The following is a 16,405-nucleotide window of genomic DNA, read 5'->3' as shown; positions in this document are numbered from 1 at the left end:
TCGAAAGGGTGAGCTATTTGCAGATAAACATTAATTTTTGCAAAATGTTTTATACCGCTTTTACAGCAGAAAGAGATCGGATAAACAGGCTAAGTGTGTGTATTTGAATTTTTCAGGATAGCATAGGCAACTTATTCGATTATCAAGGTTTTGTTGATGCTATTTGTATTATCTTTATCGCCATAAATAAATAAAATAATGGATAATCAAAGCTTCTCTAACGAACAGTTTTTATCTGGCGGTGGAGAAATGGGCGCATTAATCCGCTCAATGGACTGGTCTGATAATCCATTAGGCCCGGTTGAAACGTGGCCGCAAAGTCTTCGGACATCTGTGAGTTTGTGTCTTTCTTCCACCTTTCCGATCCTTATTGCCTGGGGGCCAGAAACGATACAGATTTATAATGATGCCTACCGCCCCATCTGTGGGACCATGCATCCCCAATCAATGGGCATGAACTTTCGCATTTGCTGGGAATCTGCTCTGGAGGTGGTTGGCGATAAATTTACGCGCGGACAGCAGGGAGAAGGAACTTACATTACCGATCAACAGATGTTTTTGTTTCGGTACGGCTACCTGGAAGAAGCATTTATGACTTTTTCATTTGCACCTATACGGGATGAATCTGGCGAGGTGGGCGGAATATTTCACCCCATTACCGAAACTACCGATAAAATGCTCAATGGCCGCAGAACGCAGGTGCTCCGCGATCTGGCATCAGTTTTAGCCAGGGCAAAGTCCATTGAAGATATAGGCAGCCTGATTGTGGAAAAGCAACCGGATTTTGTTGCTGATTTGCCTTTTATCTTGTTTTACAGTATAGCAGATGACGGCGCATCTGCCACTTTGATCAATAGTGCTGGCACAGCGCTTGCCCCGGCATTGGCTATTCCTGAAATATTATTTGATGGGAACGAACCAGCCTGGCCGTTAGCAAGAGCCGTTGATGCACCTTTGGTTTTAGACGATTTGATTTCGAGGTTTGGTAATTTTGCCTGCCAGCCATATCCTGAAACACCGACTACAGCAGTAATTTTGCCGGTATTTATTTCGGGTAAGGAAAAACCCTTTGGTTACATTGTTGCTGGCGTGAGTGCCAGAAGAGCCATTGATGAAGAATACCTGGGCTTTTACTCGCTTTTGGCCAATACTTTTAGTAGTGCGGTTTCTAATGTATATGCCTACGAGCAGGAACAGAAACGGGCTGAAGCGCTGGCTGCAATAGATAGATCGAAAACAGCTTTTTTTAGTAACGTCAGTCATGAGTTTCGTACGCCTCTTACGTTAATGCTTGGGCAGCTGGAAGATCTCCAGGCCAAAACCATTATGGCCGATCCTGAAATTGGTGAGATTGTACTTTCTACGCATCGCAATTCCATGCGCCTGCTCAAACTGGTTAATAACCTCCTTGATTTTAGCAGGGTGGAAGCCGGGAGGGTAAAAGCTGCTTTTCAGCCGGTTGATATTGTAGGGGTAACTACTGACCTCGCCAGTAGTTTCCGGTCTATTATTGAGAAAGCAGGTATGGAGCTTGTTGTTAAGGCTGATTTACAGTCTTTTGAAGTTTTCCTCGATATCCAGATGTGGGAAAAGATTGTACTCAACTTGCTTTCCAACGCTTTTAAATATACACTTGCAGGAAAAATTACCGTCGAATTGATTAAAGAGGGTGATCATGTGATCTTAAAGGTTTCAGATACCGGGGTAGGTATACCAGCGGCTGAACTTCCGCATATGTTTGAACGCTTTCATCGGGTGGAAAATGCGATTGGCAGAACCCATGAGGGAACTGGCATCGGACTTTCATTGGTTAGTGAGCTTGTTGGGTTACACGGCGGAGATATAGCCGTCGAAAGTGTTTTTGGAACGGGATCAACCTTTACTTTACGTATCCCTTTAGGAAGTTCTCATCTGCCTGCAGAACAAGTGCATCAAAAAGGTTTTCAGGGACTGATGATGGGTTTGAGAGAATCTTTTCTTCAAGAGGCTTCAGGCTTATTAGGTGAAGAGTATAGTGAAATAGTAAAGGAGAACAAACCTACTCAGGCTGACCACGTACACCAGCCCGAAGCCAAGGTGCTGATTGTTGATGATAATAACGATATGCGCGCCTATCTGAAACGTTTGCTTGAACCTGAATTTAACGTTTACACAGCAGTTAATGGTGAAGATGCCCTGCAAAAACTCAGCACTTTCACTCCCGAGCTTATCCTTATTGACATCATGATGCCTGTTATGGATGGAAAAGCTTTGCTTAAAAAAATCAGGGAAAGAGAAGAAAAACATTGGATCCCACTTATTTTTCTTTCGGCAAGGGCAGGCGAAGAAGCCAGAATTGATGGGTTGGAAGCAGGTGCAGATGATTATCTGGTTAAGCCTTTTTCTGCACAGGAGTTACTGAGTAAAGTACGTGCGCAGATTAAAATAAACAGGGTTAGGCTTTACAATGAACGGCGTATGCGCGATTTTGTGGCCGTTGCTTCCCACGAATTAAAAACACCGTTGACCGCACTCTTTGGTTATATTCAGCTCATAGGGAAAAAGTCTGCAACAATTAATGAACCTTTGATAGCCAATGCAGCAGAAAGGGCCGGTTACCAGATCACGAGAATGGCGAGGATGGTTGACGATTTCCTTGATGTGAGTAAACTGGATGAAGGGATGTTGCACCTGAATTGGGAACAATTTGATATTGATGAACTGGCTAAGGAAATTGCAGCCGAAGTACAATTTACATCTCCTTCGCATATCCTCCATTTCACCGGTGGTGATAATCTCCAGGTAAGAGGTGATCGGGAAAAAATTGGCCAGGTTATCACAAACCTGTTGATAAACGCCGTAAAATATGCACCGGAAGCACCGAAGATTGAAATTGCTGTAAATAAAAACGAAAAACAAGCAGTAATAGGTATACGGGATTATGGAATTGGGATAAAAAAAGAAGATCAAATACATGTGTTTAAGCGGTTTTACCGTACCGAATCGGCAAATAAAGGTTTTAGGGGATTTGGTGTAGGCTTATACCTTTGTGCAGAAATTGTTAACCGCCATGGTGGGATCATAAGCGTGGAGAGCGAACCTATGGTAGGTTCTACCTTTTGTTTTTCTTTGCCTTTGGCAGATTAAAGCAAAGCACATCAGACGTTCATTGGCTAAAAAAAAGCGACTACCGGATTGCCGGTAGCCGCATCAACGAACTGATTGCACAGTTATTTATTTTAGGTAGATGTGCGGTTATAACATTGGTCATTTCTTAATTGTTTTGAAAAAAGGCTATTTTAGCATAATATTATAAATTAACCTGGCTTGGGGAGTAATATTTATAGTTGTCTTTTTTTTACATAGATGATTTCTGACATGCATCAATACTTTATCAATGTAACCGATTTTAGTTGTAAAGAAATAAAACAAATTACTAATTAAGGGGTTATATGATGGATTTTATTAATTAAAAAGAAATTAGAAGTGTTAAACACTTCTCAAAATACAAGTCAGATACACACAATTTTATACAGATCAATTGGAAACATCTAACAATAGAAAATTTGAACTTTCAGGAAATGCAGGTGCATCTAATTTTCAACTGATGACCATGGCATTGGATGCCTCTATTTCTGGTATAATTATTACCGATAATACCCAGCAAGACAATCCAATCATTTATTGCAATAAGGCCTTTGAAAAAATTACCGGATATTCCAGAAAGGAGATTATCGGGCATAACTGCAGGTTTTTACAGGCACAGGACCGAAACCAAAAAGAGCGGGCTATTTTAGCCAAGTGTATTGCAGAAGGAGTAGAGTGCAGGGTAGAGATCAGAAATTATAAAAAAAATGGCGATCTGTTCTGGAACGAACTCTATATGTCGCCAGTTAAAAATGCCAATGGTGAGGTAACCCATTTTATAGGGGTGCAGAACGATGTAACCTCAAGGAAGAATGCGGAACACGATTTGCGGCAGCAAAAATTGGTGATGGAAAACCGGATCAAGGAGCGTACAAAAGAACTTCGGGAAAGCGAAGCCTTCCTGTCCAGTATTATAGAGACGGTGCGCGAGGGGCTTTTGGTACTTGATCCTAATTTCAATGTAATTAGTGCCAACAATCACTTTTTGAGGACATTTAAGGTTAGTAAGGAAGAAACGGTTGGCCGTCAGTTATATGATTTAGGGAACCACCAGTGGGATATTCCAAAGCTTCGTGATCTGCTTGTTAAAATTCTGCCAACAAATAATCCTGTTGTGGATTTCGAAGTTGAGCATGATTTTCCACATATTGGAAAGAAACTAATGCTCTTGAATGCATACCGTGTAGAATTTGAAGGACAATTTAAAGACCAAATCCTGCTGGCTATTGAAGATATTACAGAAAGGCGTGAGGTGGAAATTAGAAAAGACGACTTCTTATCCATTGCCAGTCACGAACTCCGTACCCCGCTTACTACAATAAAAGGTTATGTGCAGTTGTTAGAACGCGCCATGCCTCAAGGTGCGAGTGAGAAATTTCTCTCTACTTTTGGCAAAGTATCGGTATATGTAGAACGCTTAAATTCGCTGATTAGCGAATTGCTTGATGTTTCGCGTATCCAGAGTGGTAATATGGAACTGCATATGGCGCAGTTTGATTTCGATAACATGATTGCTGAAGCTGTTGAAGGTATGCGTACAACAGTTCCTGGTCATCAAATTATATTAAGTGGCCAAACTGGTGCAAAGGTGGTTGCAGATGAGTCGCACATTGCTCAAGTGGTGAGCAATTTATTATCAAACGCCATTAAATATGCACCCGATTCGGAAAAAATTGAAGTCAATATTGCCAACGTAAGCGATTATGTAAAGGTATCGGTTAAGGATTTTGGTTTGGGAATGAGTGCTGAAGACAGGAAAAAAGTTTTTGAAAGGTTTTACCGGGGTGTAGAAATCCAGAAAAAGTTTCCAGGGATGGGCATAGGACTTTATATTTGCGACCAGATTATTAAAAGACATAATGGAACCCTATGGGTAGAAAGTGAAATAGGCAAAGGTTCTATATTCAGTTTTACCTTACCTAAGGCAGGAAAGGAAACGAATGGATAAAAAGAAAATCATGATCTGTGATGATGATGAAGGGATTATTGATGTGTTGGAAATGATTTTGGATGAGGTGGGACATACGGTAATTTCGGTAAATGACAGTTTAAAAGTACAGGCGGCTATTGACAAGGAACAACCGGATTTACTGATCCTGGATTTATGGATGCCTAGACTTTCGGGACAGGAAGTACTGAAGCACCTAAGAAAGCACTCGACGCATCATCAACTAAAAGTAATTGTAATTTCTGCCAGCAGAGATGGTGAACAGGTAGCCAGTAATGCAGGTGCCAATCAATTTATAGCCAAACCTTTTGATTTAAACAATATTTTAGATTCCGTTAACGCCCTGCTTAATTAAAGGAGTTGATACATATTTTTGTTTACCGTCGTCACACTGATCCGATAGCTAGCTATCGGATTTATTTCAGGGGCTTCTTGCCGAAGATGCTGACCACGAAGTAGCTACAAGGCAATTGAAATGCTAACGCTACTTGTAAAATGAATTCAACATGATGAATTTGCATTAGGTTCACCTAAAAGTTAAACTCAGCATTTAAAGCATTTATTTACATCATTTTCTTAAGCTCAATTGCATTAAAGGCAGCATAACCTTCTTGGTCATTATCAAAATAGACGTATACGTCTTTCTTTTCCTGCAACCAGGCATTACACGTCTCAGCCCATTTTGTTAAGGCAGATTGGCTGTATGAACCCTGGTATTTTTCTCCGGGTCCGTGCAGCCTGATGTATACAAAATCAGCAGTGGCAACAATGGGCGATTGATGCCCGCCTAAATCGTAAATACAGAAGGCACAATTGTATTGTTTTAACAGCGCAAATACCGCTTCATGGTCCCAGGTCTGATTTCTGAATTCAAAAGTATAACGATATCCTGATGGGAGTATTTCTAAAAATCGTTCCAGCCGCTCGGTATTAATTTGCCATTTTGGTGGGAGTTGAAAAAGGATAGGACCCAATTTCTTCCCTAGCCCGAGGCTTGCATCTAAAAATTCTACGATTTCGTTTCGCGATACATTCAGTTTTTTTAAATGGGTAAAATACCGGTTAGCTTTAACGGCATAAGTAAAATGCGTGGGACTTTGTGCCTCCCAAGCTTCGAAATTCTGTAGCGTTGGCTGGCGGTAAAAAGAATTGTTCAGTTCTACAGTATCAAAATTTGCAGTAAAATATTGCAATTGATCTTTCTTTTTAAGATTTGCCGGATAAAAAGTACCCTCCCAATGGCGGTATTTCCATCCTGATGTACCGATAAAAGCCTTACCTGATTTCATTTAATCCTATCTTATGCTAAAATACTTATCACGGTTATCTTATAGCATATTGCTATTCTATTTCACCTTCCGCCAGCCCATCCAAAAACCATCCCGATCTATACTCAAACCGGGCAAATTCGTTTTTCGATTCGTTGGTTACCTTTCCGGTAAAATCATGTGCAATATCACCCTCACTTTCAAGAATCTGTTTGGCAAGCAAAGCGTATTCATTCAGGTCGAGTCCGTCTTTAATGATATACATCAGTTCTCCATTTTCGCTCCATAATGATTCTATTAATCCGTCATCAAACTTTGTCTTTAACGTATGCAGCTCTCCTTTAGGCTTTTTCATAGGTATTCCGTTCATATTGGTCTCTAATGTGTTAATAAAAGTAAATTGTGACCTGGGGTTCAGGTTCATTTATTTCTTATTCCTTGCTGATTCCAGCTCATCCAATGGGATGGACCCGAGATCTTTTTGAGGCGGCCCGGTAAGCACTTGTCCATCAACAGAGAAACGTCCTCCATGGCAGGGGCAGTCCCACGTCTTTTCAGTTGGATTCCAGTTTACAATACAACCCGCATGCGTACATACAGGGTTTAAGGCTGTTATTTTTCCGGCATTATCCTTATATAAGGCCAGTTTTTCTCCATCAAATTCTACAATTTTGCCCTCGCTTGTGCCCAGTTCGCTGGTAGATTTAATGATTTCTGCGCCAAATCGGTCTGCCACAAAATGGTAGGCTACATCTGCATTTTCTTTTACAAATTCGGCAAATCCGGCAATGGGTTTCAACCTCGACGGACTGAAAAGTTTTTCATAGGGATTTTCTTTTCCCAGAATAAGGTCACTGATCAGTACAGCCGAAAGACTGCCCAGGATCATACCATTTCCATTGAAACCGGTTGCAACATAAATTCCTTTATCGCCCCCAGGCAGTTGACCAACATAAGGTAGCCCATCAACAGGTACATAATACTGTGATGACCATTTGTAACTGATCTCGCCGATGTCAAAGTATTTTTTTGCATAATCCTGAAGATCTTCAAAAGCTTTTAACGGATCTCCGTGGCCGGTTTTATGGTCTGCGCCACCAATAATCAGGTATTGTTGTCCGTCAATTTCATGGCTCCTGAAGTAGTGATAAGGCTCTTGCATATCGTAAGCCAGGCAATCAGGATATTCTCCGCTGTTCAGCTTTACGGCAAGCACATAACTACGGTAAGGTGCATTGCGTAAAGAAAGGATATTTATACCCGGCGGAATATGTGTGGCATAAACAATATTTTTTGCCTGTAGTGTAAAATTATCAGTCTTTGCATAGTGGATGTCTTCACGTAGCTCTGTACTGTGGATAAAGGTCTGTTCGATAATTTTACCGCCCAGTTTTTCAAATTCCTTCGCCAGTGCGGTAATGTATTTTAATGGGTGAAACTGGGCCTGGTTTTCAAAACGCAAAACGTGATCATAAGGGATCGGAACACCATTTTCATCAGCTTCACTTACTGCCACACCAGCAGCCTGCGATGACTCAAGGATAGATTGGAGTTCTTTTGTTTCTTTTTCGTTCTGCGAAAAAAGATAAGCCATTTTAAACTCAAAATCAGCATCAATTTTTAATTCCTGTACGTTTGTGCTGATCATTTCAATCATCTTCTTTGTTCCTTCTGCTATTAAGCCAGACGTTTCTTTGCTAAAGTCGCTATCTATTTCAGGGTAGGTAGTATCCAGAAAAGTGTTTAAATGGGCAGTTGTGCCCCCGGTGGTGCCGAAGCCGAGGTTTTTTGCTTCAACCAGCGCACAATGCTTACCCTGTTTTTGCAATAGGTATGCGGTTGTTATACCTGTAATTCCACCACCTATAATCAGCGTATCGTATATTTCTTCCTGATCAGCATGATCTTTTGCAACAGTGTTTATTGAAGCCGCCTGCCACACACTGGCATTGGCTCCATCTCTCTTATTTATTTCTGTTTCGTTATTTTTCATTTTCAAAGCAGTTGATAAATTAAAAACCCGTTATCAAACGTAAAGGTTTTAGAATTTCGTTTTAACTGCCTGGAGCAGATCAGGATGTTTATTTCACTAAACTTGATGTTGATTTTTATTCTGTTTGATAAATAACGAAACTAAGCAGAGGAACACATGGTTTTTAAATAAAAAGACTATGGAAAAATCGAAGAATGATTTGGTTCCGCAACAATTTGTGGGAAGCCAGATGGATGCAGTTGAAGAACGTAAATTAAACACCCTCATTCAGGCTCAGGATTTTTTTGCAGCTGCTGAAAAACGATTACTGGCCGTGAATGAATGGGGCAAAATCTCCGGATTATCAGACTTTAAGGTTTTTACGCCCGACGGAAAGGAAGCCATGCGGTCAGCACAAAAGGGAGATTTTATCAGAATTGATATCCCGGGTCCCGGTCCACTATCGGGTGATGGTTTTGATTGGGTGATGGTTGAAGAAATTAAAAGTGAGCATGGAGGTGACCAGGAAATGATCAGTATGTGTGTGCGCCCTTGTCCTTCGCCTTTAAATCAGGATAAGGAGGTTGCTCATTTTTTAAAAGACCATGCCACTTCTACCTTTATCATCCGAAGAGATCGGATTACGGTATGGGCAGAGGAACATGGAAGGAATGAGCAGGCCAACGTTAGTGATGGCAATTTAATTGATAGGGCCCGGAACCTGGTTGTCGGTTTTAGTGCAAAGCTGGGCTTATCCTATCCACAATGGAAATTGCTTGTAAAAGGGCTGCTTGATGGCAAGCCTTAATGCTGCAGCATGGCAAGCCCTTCTTCATTGCCCTGCATGGCTGCAAGTTCTGCAGCCCGCTGTCCGCGTACATCGGTAATGGAAGTATCTGCGCCATTTTCAAGTAACAGTTTCAGCAGGTCATTCCTGCCAAACATGGCGGCAAACATTAATGCGGTTCCGCCGTTTCCATGCTGAAGATCTAGTTTTGCCCCTCTGGCGATGAGTAATTCGGCAATGGGAAGGTAGCCCTTAAAGCAAACCCCCATCAGTGCGGTATTGCCACCAAAATCTGCTGCGTTGATATCAGCTCCTGCTGTTAAAAGTATTTCCACACATGATAAACGGTTGTTGTAACAGGCAATGATTAATGGGGTGTAGCCTTTTTCATCCCTGAAATTCACATTTGCACCCCTGCTGATAAGCTCTTTTAAAACTTCCGTTTCTCCTTGTCTGGCTGCGGGCATCATCAATTGGTCTAAGTTTTCCATATAAACATAACTGTGGCTGTAAAGAAAAGGTTTTGGTTTGTTATTATGGATATAACAGGAATATTTCCTTGTTGGTGGTAATTTTAACCGATTATTTCAATCGGTTTTTTCGTTCTATAGCTGCTTTTTAGCATTTTTTCCACAGAAAAGACCATGAAATAAATTCGTTAACTATCGGATCAGGGTAGCAACAAAAAAAATAGCACAAAATAAACAAAAGGCTCCGAAGAGCCTTTTTTAAATTATTTATTCTGCTACTGCTTCCTCATTAACTGCGTTAACCGCTAGTTCTGTTAAAGCTACATCTGTTGCCTTTTCATTTTCGAGGGTTTGCGTAAGAAGTTCGGCTACATCATTGTGGCCCATATTCTCTGCAAATACCCTTAAGGTTCCATAAGTTGCAATTTCATAGTGTTCAACTTTTTGAGCGGCTAGAATAAGTCCGGCATCGCGAATCATGGTACCTTTATCAGTATCAGCAATAATGCCATCAGCTTCTTCTAATAATCCAGCCATAGCATCGCATTTTTTCGCAGTTGCTTTTTCGCCTAAAAGGCTAAAAACTTCTTCAAGTGTGCTGATGTGTTGTTCTGTTTCTTCGGTATGCTTTTCAAAAGCTGCTGCCAGTTCCGGGCTTGTAGCCGCTTTCTTCATTTTCGGAAGCGCTTTTGCAAGGTGTTTCTCTGCCCAGTAAATATCTTTTAACTCATCAATAAAAAACTCGTGGAATTCTGAATTCTCCATTTTTCCTGTTTTACCTGTAGGTTTTGCGGTTTTCTTTTCGGTTTTTTTTGTAGTTGCCATAATTATATTTTTTATAGGTTCTTTATGTATAGAACAGGTTGAAATTTATGATAGTTTTGACTTTTTTTATTGTTTGTAAGATTTGTTCGAAACTGTAGGCTGCAGTCCGTCAGTTTATTTCCCTGTTTCCATGTGTGGTGCATCAACAGGTTTTGATTCAGGCGAACCTTTCTGCCTCAGAAAAATAGTGAGTACAACGATAGCGGCAACAGACAGGAACTCGCTCTGCCAATTTTGAAAGGTTTCAAACCAGAAAGTGGTTTGCCCCAGGTAAGCGCCCATCGTGTCCGCAGGTTTTCCTTTTAGAGCCTGTTCTATGTTGTGGTCTTGCCAGCTGCCGTAAAAATGCAGATACCAGCTAAGCAAAAACAGTAAAATAAAAGCAATGGAAAGAGAATGGGAATATAGTTTTTAAAATCCATCCGCCCTGGCGTACAGCCCATGGTGCATCTTTGGAGGGAACGGGTTCCCGATCTACTTCTTCTTTCTGGTCAATCTTTTTTGATTCTGCAGAACCGATCTGGCGTAGTTTTATCGTTAACAAAACATATAGCATCATCTGTAAAAATTCACTTTCAAAATTCTCAAAGGTCGCAGAGATGAAATGGCCTGAACGCAGGTAGGTGCCTAAATTAAGGCTGTGTGCTCCATGTTCATTAAGTTCTTTATTGTGTTCATTCCAGCCGGTAAGGGCCTGGGCAAAAAGGGAGCATACAAAAAGGCCGATGAATACAACAGATAGTCCGTTTTTATATAGCCAGGTTTTTTTAGGAAATACGCTGTTAGCTTTCATGATCGTGATATTAGTCTATAGCGCTGAGGTAATCTATCAGTAAATCTGCACAGGCCTCTACAGTTGCCGAAACAATTTCTTCCCGTTCTCCGGTAAAATTAAGTCTTTCTGAAAAGGCCAGCCCACCTTTGCTGGTCGCATAAATAAATACAGTACCTACGGGCTTTTCTTCAGTTTCGCTTCCTCCCGGAGCGGTAAGCCCGGTAATACCGATATGAATATCAGCTGGGATCAACCGTGAAAGGCCCAAACTAATGGCCCGGGTTACCTCCATTGATTCAGGTGTATAGGTTTTAATTAACGTATGATCAACCTGTAAAAGATCCTGCTTTAATTGGGCATCATAACAGGCAATTCCGCCCTTAAGAAATTCTCCTGCATGGTCGATCATTGAAAATTCTGCCGAAAGCCGGCCGGCGGTTGCGCTTTCGGCAAAGGCAATTGTTAAGTTTTTACCAATGAGCATTTTGCCCACAGCATCCATTTTATTGCTTTTCATATGTGCTAAAATCTGGCTCGTACTTCTTTATAATCCGATTGAAGGATATATACGCTAATTAACAAGGCGTTTTTAAAAATGGTTTTGAAGAGAAGGTTGCGTTAAGTATCCGTTTTTTTACCCAATGCGTATTAAAACACGGATAAATTACGGAAACTATATAGCAAAATATAGGGTTGTTATAGATGATGGTTAATAAAGAAACATCCTTAAACAAAACATACCATGAAAAAACAAGACAGCGGCAGTAAACCAAAACTCAGTGCTAAAGCCACGGTAGAGGCTTCTCCGGCCTTAAAAGAACTCTTTAAAGATGGAATCTGTGATCTTTATTGGGCCGAAAATCATTTGGTTAAAAATTTGCCAAAAATGATTGCCAGTGCGACAGCACCAGCGCTAAAAAGCGCAATTGAATCTCATCTTACAGAAACCAAAGGACATGTAGCCAGGCTTGAACAGGTATTTGAGCTGCTTGGTGAGAGGCCCATTGCAAAAAAATGTGATGCGATGGAAGGATTGAGTAAAGAAGGTGAAAGTATCATTGAAGAAACGGAAGCCGGAACCGCAACACGTGATGTGGGCATCATACTAGCCAGCCAGAAGGTAGAACATTATGAAATTGCTTCTTATGGCGGGCTTTTCCAATTGGCCACCACATTGGGCTTAACAGAGGTTGCAGATTTACTTGAACAAACACTTGCTGAAGAAAAACTTGCTGATACCAAGCTTACTGATATTGCTGAAAATGAAATTAACTACCAGGCAGCTGATGAGGCTTAAGAAAGGAGAAATAAAATGGCAAAAAAAACAACGGTAAAATATACCAGCCCGATAAAACAGGACAACGATAAAACCGCGAAATTAGAGGCTTTTGTTGCAGATGACAGGGGTGAAAAACTGACTACGAATCACGGAGTTAAAATAAATGACGATCAGAATTCGCTTAAGGCTGGCGATCGAGGCGCAACATTGTTGGAAGATTTTATATTAAGAGAAAAAATTACCCATTTTGACCATGAGCGGATCCCTGAACGTGTTGTACATGCAAGGGGATCGGGAGCACACGGCGTGTTTAAGGTATATGAGGATATGTCTGACATCACAAGGGCAGCTTTTCTCTGCGATCCGGGACAGGAAACGCCTGTTTTTGTTCGGTTTTCAACCGTAGCAGGATCAAGGGGTTCTACTGATCTTGCCCGTGATGTGCGTGGTTTCGCGGTAAAATTTTATACCCAAGAAGGCAATTTTGACCTTGTAGGTAACAATATGCCTGTCTTTTTTATTCAGGATGCAGTTAAATTTCCTGATTTAGTACATGCCGTAAAGCCAGAGCCAGACAATGAAATTCCTCAGGCTGCGTCAGCACACGATACTTTTTGGGATTTCATTTCCTTTATGCCAGAATCCGCACATATGATCATGTGGTTGATGAGCGACAGGGCCATTCCGAGAAGTTACCGCATGATGGAAGGTTTTGGAGTTCATACCTTTCGTTTAGTTAATGCATCAGGGGTTTCAAGCTTTGTTAAATTTCACTGGAAACCATTGCAGGGTGTGCATTCGGTAGCCTGGGATGAAGCACAAAATATTTCCGGAAAGGATCCCGATTTCCACAGAAGAGATCTTTGGGATGCCATAGAAGCAGGTGCTTTCCCTGAGTGGGAACTTGGTGTACAGATTGTGGCAGAGGAAGATGAATTTAAGTTTGGCTTCGATTTATTAGATCCTACCAAAATCATTCCTGAAGAGCTGGTTCCGGTGCAACGCATTGGAAAAATGACCTTGAACCGAAATCCGGATAATTTTTTCGCTGAAACTGAACAGGTCGCTTTTCATGTTGGGCATGTGGTTCCGGGAATTGATTTTACTAACGACCCGCTGTTGCAGGGAAGGTTATTTTCTTATACAGATACACAGCTGATCAGGTTAGGTGGACCAAATTTTCATGAGATTCCAATTAACAGGCCTGTAGTGCCTATACACAATAACCAGCGCGACGGTTACATGCGTCAAACCATAAACCGGGGTAAAACCAGTTATGGCCCAAATGGAATAGCTACAAATGATCCGCGGCAAGCCAAAGCTGCCGAGGGTGGTTTTGTTAGTTATAACGAGCGCATTGATGCAAAGAAAATCCGTGCAAGAAGCAGGAGCTTTTTCGATCACTTTTCGCAGGCGAGATTATTCTTTAATAGCCAGTCTGAAGCCGAAAAAAATCACCTGATTGATGCTTTTAGTTTTGAACTGGGTAAGGTAAAAATGGTTGATATCAGAACACGCATGCTTGGCTTACTTAACCATGTGGATAAAGGGCTTGCAGCAGCCGTAGCTTATTCGCTTGGGCTTCATGTTCCAACCATCCCTTTAGCAGAACTCAATGGAAGTATCCCTGCAGACGCCGATCCGGCAGATTATACCCCGGAACAGAAAGAAGGTGAACTTGCAAAATCGGAGGCATTGAGTATGGCGGGTACGCTTAAAGATTCTATTGCCACCAGAAAAATTGCCATCCTTGCAGCGGATGGGGTTGATGGCCAATCATTAAGTAAGGTAAAAGATGCACTTGTAGCCCAGGGCGCAATTGTTCATATTATAGCACCAAAGCTCGGTACTATTCTTTCGCAGGAAGATCAGCAGATTGATGTGGATGAAAGTTTCTTAACGGCCGCTTCTGTACTTTACGATGCCGTTTATCTTCCGGGAGGAATAAACAGCTCTGCTACATTGGAAGCCGAAGCCAATGCCGTACATTTTCTGAACGAAGCTTTTAAACACTGCAAGGCAATAGCCGCCGATGCTACAGCCATACAGGTTTTAGAGGCCACCTATTTCTATAAGAAGCTTCCTGATGAATATTCGCAGGAAACTGTTCTGCGCGAAGGAATATTGGTTTCGGATGATCTTTCTTCATTAGCCGAACTGTTCGCTAAAATGATTGCCCTGCACCGATTCTGGGATCGGGAGGTGCCGAGAAAAATTCCGGCATAGGCTAAGTTAATTATAGCACTATATTCTTTACATCATTAGAGGTTGCATCATAAATCGTATTCCACTTTAAATTTGTCACGTTGAGCCTGTCGAAACGCCTTGTAGGTATTTAAGACAGGTCCTTCGACAAGCTCAGGATGACAATTCAGTATTTTATGATGCAACCTCTTTTTTAAAAATAAACCAAACTGCTAAAGGTTTCAACAGGTTCTATAATGGAGGGGCATTTACAGGGAGAAATATTTTTGAATATTATCGAGGCAAATTCATCTGTCTGCTCCTGTCAATTATAAATAAGCTTAAGGTTATGGAAAACAAAAAAACAGATCACGAAACACAGAATGAGGAAAAAGTAGGCGTTATTCCAGTCTCCCAGCTAGCGGGAAGCGATGCAGATAGTGCCCATCAGGAAGATGATGCAGCAGAGAAACTGGCCGAACAAGCCACAAAATCTGATTCGGATGCAGACAAGCAAACCGGTGAAAGCAATACCGACTAAACGGATTATTATTTACACCGGGCTTCACTAAGCCAAAAATACCTACTATGGAAAATACAAAACATTTCGCTCTGATTACCTGGGCAAGCAGTGGCATTGGTTACGAACTGGCAAAGCTTTTTGCAAAAGATCGCTTTAACCTGGTTATTGTTGGCAGGGAAGAGGCTAGCCTGCAAAAAACTGCGCTGGTACTTGAGGAACAAGGGGTTCAGGTAATTACAGTTATTGCCGATCTTTTTGAACCAAACGCAGCTTTTAATCTTTATGAACAGATAAAAGCGAGAAATATACAGATCGATGTATTGGTGAATGATGCCGGGCAAGGCGTTTATGGTAAATTTATCTATACTGATCTTAATAAGGAACTGGATATCATCCAGCTTAACGTCGCTTCCTTAGTAACTTTAACCAAGTTGTTTGTCCGCGAAATGGTAGCACGCGGAAGCGGAAAGATTTTAAATGTTGCCTCCATTGCAGGGAAAGTACCTGGGCCTTACCAGGCGGTTTACCATGGAACAAAAGCGTTTGTGCATTCCTTTAATGAGGCTGTTCGCGCGGAAATTAAAGATACACCGGTTACCATCACTTCCTTATTGCCTGGGCCTACAGATACCGATTTTTTTAGAAAAGCAGATATGCTGGATTCCAAAGCGGTACAGGAGGGAGAACTTGCAGATCCCGCAGATGTGGCTAAAGATGGTTATGAGGCCATGGTTGCGGGGAAAGACATGGTAATCTCCGGGTTTAAGAATAAATTACAGGTTGCCATGGGAAATATAACTCCTGACAGCATGTTGGCAGAACAGACGGGTGAGCAACAGGAACCGGTGGATAAATCATAATATTATCCTATTATTAAATTTGACGGTGTCGTCATGCTCAGCTTGACTGGGCATCTTAATGATTTGATAGGGACTTATTTATTTGCTGTTCTATCGTATTAAGATTAGCTTCGCTGAGCACTCCGTGGTTCCCGTTTTCACGGGAATGACGACCTTTTCTTTCAAAATATTATTTTGCCAAAATCTCAAAAATCATTTTTGATACAGCCTCTTTTCCCAGCCTTTATGGGCAGGCCTATCCGTACTGGCGGGGAGAGATCTTTTAATGTATTTAAAAAAAATCTCCGTGACGCTACCATTGACAAAATCTACCAGCGCGGTCGTCATTGCAAGGAGGAACGACAAAGCAATCTTTCACGTAGGCAGTCTTGTGCCAGAAAGATGGCTT

The 16,405-nt window shown here is 41.5% G+C and carries 14 protein-coding genes and 1 pseudogene; 8 read left to right on the top strand and 7 right to left on the bottom strand.

Annotated elements, in window-relative coordinates; all coding sequences use genetic code 11:
• The first annotated feature begins 198 nt into the window (after positions 1 to 198).
• The 3 genes from ACFE6N_RS15990 (at position 199) to ACFE6N_RS15980 (ending at position 5,429) form a co-directional block, all read left to right on the top strand.
• Positions 199 to 3,126 (top strand): ATP-binding protein, encoded by a 2,928-nt coding sequence (locus ACFE6N_RS15990; RefSeq protein ID WP_378938053.1) that lies wholly within the window; start codon positions 199 to 201, stop codon positions 3,124 to 3,126.
• 394 nt (positions 3,127 to 3,520) lie between these two features.
• Positions 3,521 to 5,074 carry a PAS domain-containing protein gene (locus ACFE6N_RS15985; protein WP_378938051.1) on the top strand — a complete coding sequence of 518 codons (1,554 nt, stop codon included), beginning with the start codon at positions 3,521 to 3,523 and terminating at the stop codon, positions 5,072 to 5,074.
• Complete coding sequence (locus tag ACFE6N_RS15980; RefSeq protein ID WP_378938049.1) at positions 5,067 to 5,429, top strand: response regulator; 363 nt, start codon at positions 5,067 to 5,069, stop codon at positions 5,427 to 5,429. The genes ACFE6N_RS15985 and ACFE6N_RS15980 overlap by 8 nt, the downstream gene beginning before the upstream one ends.
• A 208-nt stretch (positions 5,430 to 5,637) precedes the next feature.
• Here ACFE6N_RS15980 and ACFE6N_RS15975 read toward each other — a convergent pair whose 3' ends face one another.
• The 3 genes from ACFE6N_RS15975 to ACFE6N_RS15965 form a co-directional block, all read right to left on the bottom strand.
• Positions 5,638 to 6,363, bottom strand: a complete 726-nt coding sequence (locus tag ACFE6N_RS15975; RefSeq protein ID WP_378938047.1) for a DUF72 domain-containing protein — start codon at positions 6,361 to 6,363, stop codon at positions 5,638 to 5,640.
• 52 nt (positions 6,364 to 6,415) lie between these two features.
• Positions 6,416 to 6,697: a hypothetical protein gene (locus tag ACFE6N_RS15970; RefSeq protein WP_145860054.1), complete on the bottom strand. Its 282-nt coding sequence runs from the start codon at positions 6,695 to 6,697 to the stop codon at positions 6,416 to 6,418.
• A 69-nt stretch (positions 6,698 to 6,766) separates the two neighbouring features.
• Positions 6,767 to 8,335 carry an FAD-dependent oxidoreductase gene (locus ACFE6N_RS15965; RefSeq protein WP_378938045.1) on the bottom strand — a complete coding sequence of 523 codons (1,569 nt, stop codon included), beginning with the start codon at positions 8,333 to 8,335 and terminating at the stop codon, positions 6,767 to 6,769.
• Between the two features lie 178 nt (positions 8,336 to 8,513).
• Between ACFE6N_RS15965 and ACFE6N_RS15960 the strand changes: the two genes are divergently transcribed.
• Entirely contained in the window at positions 8,514 to 9,122 is a 609-nt protein-coding gene (locus ACFE6N_RS15960; RefSeq protein WP_378938043.1) for a hypothetical protein, read from the top strand.
• Here ACFE6N_RS15960 and ACFE6N_RS15955 read toward each other — a convergent pair.
• The 4 genes and pseudogenes from ACFE6N_RS15955 to ACFE6N_RS15940 form a co-directional block, all read right to left on the bottom strand.
• Positions 9,119 to 9,592, bottom strand: coding sequence for an ankyrin repeat domain-containing protein (locus ACFE6N_RS15955; protein ID WP_378938041.1), 474 nt, complete (start codon positions 9,590 to 9,592; stop codon positions 9,119 to 9,121). The genes ACFE6N_RS15960 and ACFE6N_RS15955 overlap by 4 nt on opposite strands.
• Positions 9,593 to 9,838: 246 nt before the next feature.
• Positions 9,839 to 10,396: a ferritin-like domain-containing protein gene (locus ACFE6N_RS15950; RefSeq protein ID WP_090984813.1), complete on the bottom strand. Its 558-nt coding sequence runs from the start codon at positions 10,394 to 10,396 to the stop codon at positions 9,839 to 9,841.
• A gap of 114 nt (positions 10,397 to 10,510) precedes the next feature.
• Positions 10,511 to 11,189: pseudogene (locus tag ACFE6N_RS15945) on the bottom strand (DUF6766 family protein).
• Positions 11,190 to 11,199: 10 nt separating this feature from the next.
• Positions 11,200 to 11,688, bottom strand: a complete 489-nt coding sequence (locus ACFE6N_RS15940; RefSeq protein ID WP_378938039.1) for a CinA family protein — start codon at positions 11,686 to 11,688, stop codon at positions 11,200 to 11,202.
• Between the two features lie 225 nt (positions 11,689 to 11,913).
• On the opposite strand from ACFE6N_RS15940, the gene ACFE6N_RS15935 reads away from it, so the two are divergent.
• The 4 genes from ACFE6N_RS15935 to ACFE6N_RS15920 all read left to right on the top strand — a co-directional run bounded on the left by ACFE6N_RS15935 (position 11,914) and on the right by ACFE6N_RS15920 (position 16,017).
• Positions 11,914 to 12,468 (top strand): ferritin-like domain-containing protein, encoded by a 555-nt coding sequence (locus ACFE6N_RS15935; RefSeq protein WP_378938036.1) that lies wholly within the window; start codon positions 11,914 to 11,916, stop codon positions 12,466 to 12,468.
• Between the two features lie 15 nt (positions 12,469 to 12,483).
• Entirely contained in the window at positions 12,484 to 14,676 is a 2,193-nt protein-coding gene (locus tag ACFE6N_RS15930; protein WP_378938034.1) for a catalase, read from the top strand.
• A gap of 307 nt (positions 14,677 to 14,983) precedes the next feature.
• Positions 14,984 to 15,175 (top strand): hypothetical protein, encoded by a 192-nt coding sequence (locus ACFE6N_RS15925; RefSeq protein WP_378938032.1) that lies wholly within the window; start codon positions 14,984 to 14,986, stop codon positions 15,173 to 15,175.
• A gap of 47 nt (positions 15,176 to 15,222) precedes the next feature.
• Positions 15,223 to 16,017, top strand: a complete 795-nt coding sequence (locus ACFE6N_RS15920; RefSeq protein WP_378938030.1) for an SDR family NAD(P)-dependent oxidoreductase — start codon at positions 15,223 to 15,225, stop codon at positions 16,015 to 16,017.
• Positions 16,018 to 16,405: the final 388 nt, after the last annotated feature.

Source organism: Pedobacter sp. BG31, from assembly GCF_042464845.1.
Taxonomy (GTDB): Bacteria; Bacteroidota; Bacteroidia; order Sphingobacteriales; family Sphingobacteriaceae; genus Pedobacter; species Pedobacter suwonensis.
Note: the sequence above shows the minus strand (reverse complement) of the source record. Positions and strands in the feature narration are given on the sequence as shown.